The 8,533-nt window shown below is 68.1% G+C and carries 9 protein-coding genes and 2 pseudogenes; 9 read left to right on the top strand and 2 right to left on the bottom strand.

Features of this window, described 5'->3' with window-relative positions:
• The 9 genes and pseudogenes from U9977_RS13805 to U9977_RS13765 form a co-directional block, all read left to right on the top strand.
• On the top strand, nt 1-169 hold a 169-nt coding region (locus tag U9977_RS13805; protein WP_322749653.1), incomplete at its 5' end, for a TcmI family type II polyketide cyclase.
• On the top strand, nt 166-1,980 hold the full coding sequence (accD, locus tag U9977_RS13800) for an acetyl-CoA carboxylase, carboxyltransferase subunit beta (RefSeq protein ID WP_322749652.1): 1,815 nt from the start codon (nt 166-168) through the stop codon (nt 1,978-1,980). The genes U9977_RS13805 and accD, both read left to right, overlap by 4 nt.
• Entirely contained in the window at nt 1,977-2,549 is a 573-nt protein-coding gene (locus tag U9977_RS13795) for an acetyl-CoA carboxylase biotin carboxyl carrier protein (protein ID WP_322749651.1), read from the top strand. The genes accD and U9977_RS13795 overlap by 4 nt, the downstream gene beginning before the upstream one ends.
• 89 nt (nt 2,550-2,638) lie before the next feature.
• Nucleotides 2,639-3,988: an acetyl-CoA carboxylase biotin carboxylase subunit gene (locus tag U9977_RS13790; RefSeq protein ID WP_322749650.1), complete on the top strand. Its 1,350-nt coding sequence runs from the start codon at nt 2,639-2,641 to the stop codon at nt 3,986-3,988.
• 13 nt (nt 3,989-4,001) lie between these two features.
• Nucleotides 4,002-4,340 (top strand): acyl carrier protein, encoded by a 339-nt coding sequence (locus U9977_RS13785; RefSeq protein ID WP_322749649.1) that lies wholly within the window; start codon nt 4,002-4,004, stop codon nt 4,338-4,340.
• Nucleotides 4,340-4,888, top strand: coding sequence for an SRPBCC family protein (locus U9977_RS13780; RefSeq protein WP_322749648.1), 549 nt, complete (start codon nt 4,340-4,342; stop codon nt 4,886-4,888). Before U9977_RS13785 ends, U9977_RS13780 begins: the two co-directional genes overlap by 1 nt.
• A gap of 23 nt (nt 4,889-4,911) precedes the next feature.
• The gene (locus tag U9977_RS13775) at nt 4,912-5,352 is read left to right on the top strand and encodes a cupin domain-containing protein (protein ID WP_322749647.1); all 441 of its coding nucleotides are present in this window, start codon (nt 4,912-4,914) and stop codon (nt 5,350-5,352) included.
• Complete coding sequence (locus U9977_RS13770) at nt 5,352-6,626, top strand: beta-ketoacyl-[acyl-carrier-protein] synthase family protein (RefSeq protein WP_322749646.1); 1,275 nt, start codon at nt 5,352-5,354, stop codon at nt 6,624-6,626. The genes U9977_RS13775 and U9977_RS13770 overlap by 1 nt, the downstream gene beginning before the upstream one ends.
• Nucleotides 6,623-7,517 (top strand): annotated as a pseudogene (locus U9977_RS13765) (beta-ketoacyl synthase N-terminal-like domain-containing protein); the annotation flags it as partial. The gene U9977_RS13770 and the pseudogene U9977_RS13765, both read left to right, overlap by 4 nt.
• A 68-nt stretch (nt 7,518-7,585) precedes the next feature.
• Here U9977_RS13765 and U9977_RS13760 read toward each other — a convergent pair.
• Both U9977_RS13760 and ybeY read right to left on the bottom strand, forming a co-directional pair.
• Nucleotides 7,586-7,798: pseudogene (locus tag U9977_RS13760) on the bottom strand (CNNM domain-containing protein); the annotation flags it as partial.
• Between the two features lie 104 nt (nt 7,799-7,902).
• Nucleotides 7,903-8,379 (bottom strand): rRNA maturation RNase YbeY, encoded by a 477-nt coding sequence (gene ybeY, locus U9977_RS13755; RefSeq protein WP_322749645.1) that lies wholly within the window; start codon nt 8,377-8,379, stop codon nt 7,903-7,905.
• Between the last annotated feature and the right edge of the window lie 154 nt (nt 8,380-8,533).

Below are 8,533 nucleotides of genomic sequence, written 5' to 3'. Positions count from 1 at the left end.
GGGCCGGCGGACGGTTGAGAACGCACGCGGTCACGAGGAGTTCAAGCGCGTCAGCGACCGATTGCAGCACCATATTCGGCCGTACCTGAAGACATGGCGTTCGCCCGCGGACGCGATGGCACACTGTTTCTACACCTTTGAGACGGCGTCTCAGGGGGAGGTCGCGTGAAGACCGCTACCGCCGGGGCGAGGGCTGCGGCCTGGACCCGGTGCGGGTCCTGTACGGCGCTCGTCTACGGCAAGCGACTGGCCCGCAATCTGCTCGTGTGTCCCGAATGTGGTCACCACAGTCGGCTCACGGCGTCGCAGCGGGTGGACCAGCTTCTTGACGCGGGCAGTTTCGCGCCGTTGCCGATCGAACCCGTGGCCTTTGACGTCCTGGGCTTCACCGATACCCGGCCCTACCGCCGGCGTTGGGAGGCCGCCCGCGAGGAGACCTCACTTGCCGAGGCGGTGCTGTGTGGCACGGCCAGCATCGGTGCCTACCCTATTGTCGCAGCCATCATGGATTTCCGTTTTCTGGGCGGGAGTCTCGGGTCGGCGGTCGGGGAAATGATTACCCTCGCGGTCGAACGTGCCGTCGACGACGCGCTCGCCCTGCTCATCGTCACGACCTCTGGTGGCGCTCGAATGCAGGAGGGCTGTCTGTCGTTGATGCAGATGGCAAAGACCGGCATCGCCATCCAGCGGCACCGGGAACGGGGCCTGTTGTCCATCAGCCTGGTGACCGACCCCACCTATGGCGGTGTGGCTGCATCGTTTGCCACCAACACGGACGTGATCGTTGCCGAGTCCGGCAGCCGGATGGGTTTCGCCGGCCCCCGCGTCATCCGCCAGACCATCGGGCAGGAACTTCCCGCCGAGTTCCAGAGCAGCGGATTTCTCGCCAGTAAGGGTCAGGTCGACATCGTCGCCGACCGGGTGGATCTTCGGACCTGCCTGACGCAGTTGCTGTCGGCCGGGTACCGTGCGCCGGCGGCTGCCGGGGCGTCGGCCGGTCCTGCGCCGGCCGGTCCGCCCGCCGGTCCTGCGCCGGGCGGACTGCCGGGCGGATCGGTGGGCGGACCGGTGGGCGTGGTCATCACCGACCCGGAGCGGTTGGTCCAGCGCGACCCATGGGAGACCGTACGACTCGCCCGCGACACGGCCCGCCCGACCGTCCAGGATTATCTCGCCCGTTCCTTCGACGCTTTTGTCGAACTGCGGGGAGACCGCCTCTATGGTGACTGCCGCGCGGTGGTCGCGGGCCTGGCGGAGATCGACGGACTCGCCGTGGCGGTTGTCGGGACGCAGAAGGGGCACTCGACCGCGGATCTCATCGCGAACAACTTCGGCATGCCGCAGCCCGAGGGCTACCGCAAGGCCATGCGGGTGATGTCGCTCGCGGCCCGGCTCGGGCTGCCCGTGGTCACCCTGATCGACACCCCCGGCGCCTACCCCGGGCGCGAGGCTGAGGAGAGGGGGCAGGCGTCCGCGATCGCGCACGCCATCCAGCGGATGTCGGCCTTCCCGACCCCGATCATTGCTGTGATCACTGGTGAGGGTGGCAGCGGCGGCGCGCTCGCGCTGGCCGTCGCGGACCGCGTTCTTGTGGCGGAGAACGGTGTCTTTTCGGTCATCAGCCCGGAGGCGTGCTCGGCGATCCTGTGGAACGATGCCCATGCTGCCGCCCAGGCGGCGCGTGCGCTCGGTCTCACCGCCCCGTCGTTGTTGCGCCTGGGCATCGTCGACGCGGTGGTGCCGGAGCCGCTCGGGGGGGCACAGGCGGATCATGGTGCCGCCGCGGACCTGCTGCGGGCCGCGGTGGTGGAAACGCTGCGGCCTCTGCTGTCGGTGCCGGCGGCCGAACTGGTCAACGCTCGGCGTGGGCGCTTCCGCCGTTTCGGCCAGGCCGCCGTGGCGACCCCGGCCGCGTCCACGCCATCTCCGGGCTCAGCCGAACCGCGGCTGCGGCCGCGCCAGGAGGAGACGGCCGCATGAGACCGGGCAGCGCGACCGATCAGCGCCAGCACGTTCTGGGGTGTCTGCACGAGTATGCCAGGCGGCTGGCCGATGAACTACCGGGGCGCCTGGGCCGCATCCGGCTCTGTTCCGGAGATGTGATCATCGAGGTCGAATGGTCGCCGGTCGCGCTCGCTGCGGCCGTACCGGCCCAGCTGGATCCGGCCGCGGCGCTCGTTCCGGCGCTCGTTCCGGCGCTCGTACCCGCCGGCGCTGCCGGCTCCCGGGCTGCCGGCTCCGGGGACGTTGGCTTCGGGGTTGCCGGTTCCGGGGTTGCCGGTTCCGGGGACGTTGGCTCCGGGAACACCGTCGTCGTCTCCGCCCCGCTCGTCGGGACCTTCTACCACGCCCCCGAGCCAGGGGCGGAACCCTACATCGCAGTGGGGAAGGTCATCGAGGCCGGCGCGACCATCGGCATCATCGAGGCGATGAAACTACTGAATCCGGTGACCGCGGATACCGGCGGGACGGTGGCCCGGATCTGCGTCGAGAACGGGGAAGCGGTCGAGTTCAGCCAGGTTCTCGTTGAAATCACGCCGCACCACTGACGGACCGCCGGGTAAGGCACGATCGCACAACCGCCTCGCCCGGCGGCCCCGAGGGGCCCCCGGCCTTTTTCCCGCGGAGGGATGTAGAATTGTTTCAGAAAATTCTCATCGCGAACCGAGGCGAGATCGCGTTGCGGGTCGCCCGGGCATGCCGTGAGCTCGGCGTCCGGACAGTCGCCGTCTATTCGACCGCGGACGCCGATTCCGTCGTCCGGCGATACGCCGACCAGGCCGTGTGTATCGGGCCGCCGCCGCCACGGCGCAGCTACTGCAATGTCGCCGCCATCATAGAAGCGGCTAAGATGACGGAGGCCGATGCCATCCATCCCGGTTACGGATTTCTGTCCGAGGATCCGGATTTCGCCGAGATCTGCGCGGAGAACGGTCTGGTTTTCATCGGTTCCCCGCCGGCTGTGATGGCGTCGCTCGGAGACAAAAGCGTGGCGCGGACGCTGATGCGCCAGGCTGGCCTGCCCCTGCTCACCGGCAGCGCGGAGGCCGCCCGCAGCGCAGCCGACGTCCGCGATATAGCCGACGCCGTCGGTTACCCCGTCATCATCAAGGCCGTTGCCGGCGGTGGTGGTCGCGGTATGACCGTTGTATGGTCGGCCGCGGAACTGTCCCGGGCCTACACACGGACGCGCGCCGCGGCGCGGGCCGTGTTCGGCGACGACCGGATCTATGTCGAACGCTTTCTTGAGCGGGCCCGCCACGTCGAAGTACAGATACTCTGCGACGCGCACGGTGGAGGTATCCACCTCGGCACTCGTGACTGCTCGGTACAGCGCCGCCACCAGAAGCTGGTCGAGGAGGCGCCCGCGCCCGAACTCGACCCCGACCGGGTGGCCGAAATGTGCCGGGACGCCGTACGCGGGGCGCTCTCGGTCGGTTTCACCGGCCTCGGCACGGTCGAGTTTCTGGTTGACGAGGACCAGGCCCACCACTTCATAGAGATAAACAGCCGTATTCAGGTCGAACATCCGGTTACCGAGATGGTGACGGGATGCGATCTTGTTCACGAGCAGCTGTATGTCGCGTCCGGTACCCCGCTGCGGCTACGGCAGGAGGACGTCGTCGCGCGCGGCGTCGCGGTCGAGTGCCGGGTGAACACCGAGGACCCCGATCGCGGGTTCGTTCCCGCTCCGGGCCTGCTTGAACGGTTCACACCACCGGCCGGCCCGTTCGTCCGGGTCGATACCCACGGCTACCCCGGATACCGGGTCAGCCCGCATTACGACTCGCTGCTGGCCAAGGTGTCGGTCTGGGCACCCAGCCGGGCTGAGGCGCTGGGCCGGGCCGAACGCGCTCTGGCCGAGTTCGACATCGCCGGTCCCGGCGTGGTCACCACCATCCCCTTCATCAAACAGGTACTGGCTGACACCGAGTTCCGAAAGGGCCAGTATTCGACCGGCCTGGTCGAACGCCTGGTCGCGGACTGAAAAGGACACGGCGATGAGCACAGAAAACACAGAAAACACAGAAAACACGGCAAGCGCCGAACACGCCGAAAGAACGGGCGGCACGGCGACCGGCGGAAATACCCGGACCGTGGTGACACCGGCCCAGATCTCGGAGATCCTCGTTACGAAGGCCGGCGTGGACCCCGGTATTCTCGCCGGGAACCCGGATATTTCTCTCCAGGATCTCGAAATCGACTCTCTGGCGGTGCTCGAGCTGCAGGCGGTGATCGTGGAGAGATTCGGAGTCGAGATTCCCGACCACGCCGTCACGATGACCGTGAACGAGATCTCCGCTATCGTCAACGAATCCTTCGAGGAGGTCTCCCGGTAATGTCGGGACACACCGAGAACTCAGTGTTCATAGCCGCTCCATTCGGCGTCGTCTGGGCCGCCACGAACGATGTCGAAAACTGGCCGGACCTCTTCACGGAGTATGCCTCGGTGGAGATTCTGGAACAGCGGAGTGACGCGGAATGCCAGGCTGACACCGTGCGTTTCCGGCTGGTCATGCATCCGGACGCCGACGGGCGGGTCTGGTCATGGGTGAGCGAGCGGACGGTTGACCACGAGCGCCGGGAGGTACGCGCGCATCGGGTCGAGCCAGGCCCCTTCCGGTACATGAACATCCACTGGTCCTACGAGGAAGTCGACGGCGGTGTCCGGATGACGTGGGTACAGGACTTCGCCATGCGCCCGGACGCACCCGTCGACGATGAGGCGATGACCGCCCGGATCAACATCAATTCTGTGATCCAGATGGAGGTCATCCGAGGCAAACTCGAACGGCTGGCAGTCGGGGATCTTGATCCGGCCGGGGCCGGGGCCGGGGCACCGGGTGCGCCCGGTGTGGCCGGTATGGCCCGCGACACCCGTGCATGACGAGCGAGAGGGGAGTTAGGAGCATGGCTGTCACATCCTGCTGGGGACATGTGGCCGCTCGCGACGTGCCGGCAGATCGGCGCCGTGGCGGGGAGCTGCGGGTGCTGCTCGGCCCGCGAACCGTAGGCAGTACGTCCGGCTTCATGGGCGTGGCGACGCTTCTGCCGGGCGAGACGATCGCCGAACATTACCATCCATACAGCGAAGAGTTCCTGTGTGTTACGCACGGGGTGATTACCGTTGATTGCGACGACGAGCCTGCGGTCGTCGCACCCGGCGAGGGGCTCTACATCCCGGTCGGTATGCGCCACCGGCTGCGCAACACCGGGTCCGAACCGGCGTCGGTGGTTTTTCACCTCGGTCCGCTCGCCCCTCGTCCCGAACTCGGGCACGTCGACACCGAGAGTCCAGCTATCCAGAGTCCAGCTGTCCAGAGCGCAGCCGGCGACCCGGTGGCCTCGTGATGATCGCTTCGCGACGCGTGGCCGTGACCGGCGTGGGTGTGGTGGCACCGGGAGGGGCGACCCGGGCGGCATTCTGGTCGACCGTGACCGAAGGGCGCACCGCCACCCGCCGCATCACGTTTTTCGACCCCTCGCCGTTTCGCTCCCGGGTCGCGGCCGAATGCGATTTCGATCCGGCGGCGGCCGGTCTGTCCCCCAGGCAGACACGACGGTCCGACCGGTACATCCAGTTCGCCCTCGCCGCCGCCGCGGAGGCGGTCACCGACAGTGGGATCGTGTTCGACGAGGACACCGCGAACGCGACCGGTGTCGCGATGGGTACGGCGGTCGGCGGCACCACGGCGTTGGAAACCGAATACGTCGTGGCCAGCGACACCGGCCGGGAGTGGCTGGTGGATCCCGACTATGCGGCCCCGTTCCTCTATCAGGCGCTGATGCCGAGCAGCCTGGCGGCCGATGTTGCGGCCAGGTTCGAGACACACGGCCCCGCGCAGGTCGTCTCGACCGGTTGTACGTCCGGGATCGACGCCATCGGGTACGGCTACCAGCTCGTCATGGACGGGGAGGCCGATGTCATGATAGCTGGCGCCTCGGATTCCCCGATCTCGCCGGTCACACTCGCCTCGTTCGACGCGATCAGGGCGACGTCGCCGGATGATTCCGACCCCGCGCACGCCTCCCGCCCCTTCGACCGGGACAGGCAGGGCTTCATCCTGGGGGAGGGCGGCGCCGTCGTCGTCCTGGAGGAGATGGGACGCGCGCTGCGCCGGGGCGCTCACATCTACTGCGAGGTCGCCGGGTTCGCCACCCGGGGAAACGCCTTTCACATGACAGGCCTGCGGCCTGACGGCGCCGAGATGGCGGTCGCCATCGGTGACGCGTTGACCCAGGGGCGGTTGGCTGCGACGGACGTCTCCTACATCAACGCGCATGGTTCCGGGACGAAACAGAACGACCGGCATGAGAGCGCCGCCTTCAAGCGCGCCCTCGGCGACCATGCTTACCGGGTACCGATCAGCTCGATCAAGTCCATGGTCGGCCATTCGCTCGGCGCGATCGGCGCCATCGAGATGGCCGCCTGCGCGCTGGCCATCGAGCACGGCGTTGTGCCGCCCACGGCGAACTGGGCGAACCGTGATCCCGAATGCGACCTGGACTACACGCCCAACACGGCGCGGGAACAACGGGTCGACGTGGCGCTGTCGGTCGGCAGCGGTTTCGGCGGATTTCAGTCCGCCATGATCTTCGCTCGGCCGCAGGAGGCCGGGCGGTGACGGGCCGGGCGGTGACGGGCCGGCCGAGAGAACCACGCGCGGTTGTCACCGGCATCGGGATCGTCTGCGCGAGCGGCATCGGCACGGACACCTACTGGAAGACGGCGCTGTCCGGCGAAAGTCGGATCGGACGCATCGGCGGGTTCGACCCGTCCCGATACGACACCACCCTCGCCGGCGAGGTGCCCGGATTCGAGGCTGCCGATCACATGCCCAGTCGGTTCATCGTGCAGACCGACCGTTGGACGCAGCTGGCCTTCTGTGCGGCCGGCCAGGCACTCGCCGATGCCGAGATCGATCCGGCGGCCCTCGATCCGTACGAGATGTCGGTGGCACTCGCGAGCGGTTCGGGGGGGAACGCCTTTGGCCAGCGTGAGCTCCAGCGGCTGTGGAGCTCACCGTCGCACACGGTTGGCGCCTATCAGTCGATCGCCTGGTTCTATGCGGCCACGGTCGGCCAGCTGTCGATCATGTATGGCATGAAGGGGCCGTCGATGGTGCTGGTGTCCGAGAGCGCCGGGGGCCTGGACAGCCTCGCCCACGCGGCGCGGCTGGTCCGCCGCGGGACCCCGGTCGTGCTCGCGGGCGGGACCGAGGCCCCGCTGTCGCCGTATGCGCTCACCTGCCAGCAGCACAACCACGCGATGACCGCCCGGACCGACCCGGCGCGGGCCTACTGTCCGTTCGATCTGGATGCGGACGGTTACGTGCCCGGGGAAGGGGGCGCCGTCCTGGTCATCGAGGATCTCGACCATGCGCTGGCTCGCGGCGCGCCCGTCATCTACGGGGAGATCGCCGGTGCCGCCGCGACGTTCGACGGGCGACCCCGGCCGCCGCGGCGGGGGAGCGGAGGCGACGTGGAGCAGTACGCGCGTGCGATGACCACCGACCGAGGCGAATCCGGCACCGTAGGTGTGCACGGCGATGACAGTCACGCAGGCTGTCGCGATCATCTCACCGACAATCCGCAGCAACAGCAGCAGCGCCAGGTAGCGACCGGGGTCTGCGACGATCGTGGCCAGGCGGGTGGCCCTTGGCCGGCCGGCTCGCAGGAACTCCTCGACCGACACTCGGGACACGCGGGTCAGCGCCGCGTCGACACACCCGATACCCGCCGCGAACAGCGCGGCAACCACCGCGATCAGCAGAAGTGGAACATCACCATAGCCCATGGGCTCGTCCCGTCAGCTCCCCCGCACCACGCTCAGTGTCTGCCGCTCCGTCTGCCGCGGCGTCTGCCGCGCCCGGACGTTGCTACGCCGCGCAATCGCCGTACTCAGTGCGTACCAGCGGTCCGGGCGACCTCCCACGATGCCAGCAGGCGGGACTGCACCGCCCACATCTCGCGCTCCTCCTCGGGCTCGGCGTGGTCGTAGCCGAGCAGGTGCAGGATCCCGTGCGTACACAGCAGATGCATCTCGTGTTCCGGTGAGTGACCCGCCTTTGCCGCCTGCTTACGGGCGACCTCCGGACACAGAACGACATCGCCGAGCAGCAGGGCCGGGTCGTCCTCACCCGCATCAGGCGCGGACGGGTCGAAGGCATCGTCCTGGGGGAAGGCCAGCACGTCGGTCGGACCTTCCTCGCCCATGTAACGGACGTGGAGTTCCTCCATCGCGGTCAGCTCCACCAGCATTATCGACAGCTCCGCCTGTGGATTGACCTTCATGGCGTCCAACACGAACCGGGCAAGAGCGGTAAGTGCGACCTCATCAACGTCAACGCCTGACTCGTTAGCCACGAATACGGCCATCAGCCATCCATCCCAGCCCGCGCGCCGAAACCCACCCGGCCCGGTCCCGGCCGTCCTCAGGGCCGTACCTCCACTCCCGCGCCTCGCCACCCCGTCGGGAAGAAGCAGCGTAAAGCGGACATGCCTCGACGCGGAGGAAAGAAACAAGCAGGTC

This window comes from Protofrankia sp. Cas8 (assembly GCF_963555845.1).
Classification (GTDB): domain Bacteria; phylum Actinomycetota; class Actinomycetes; order Frankiales; family Frankiaceae; genus Protofrankia.
This window is presented reverse-complemented; position numbering and strand designations above follow the sequence as displayed.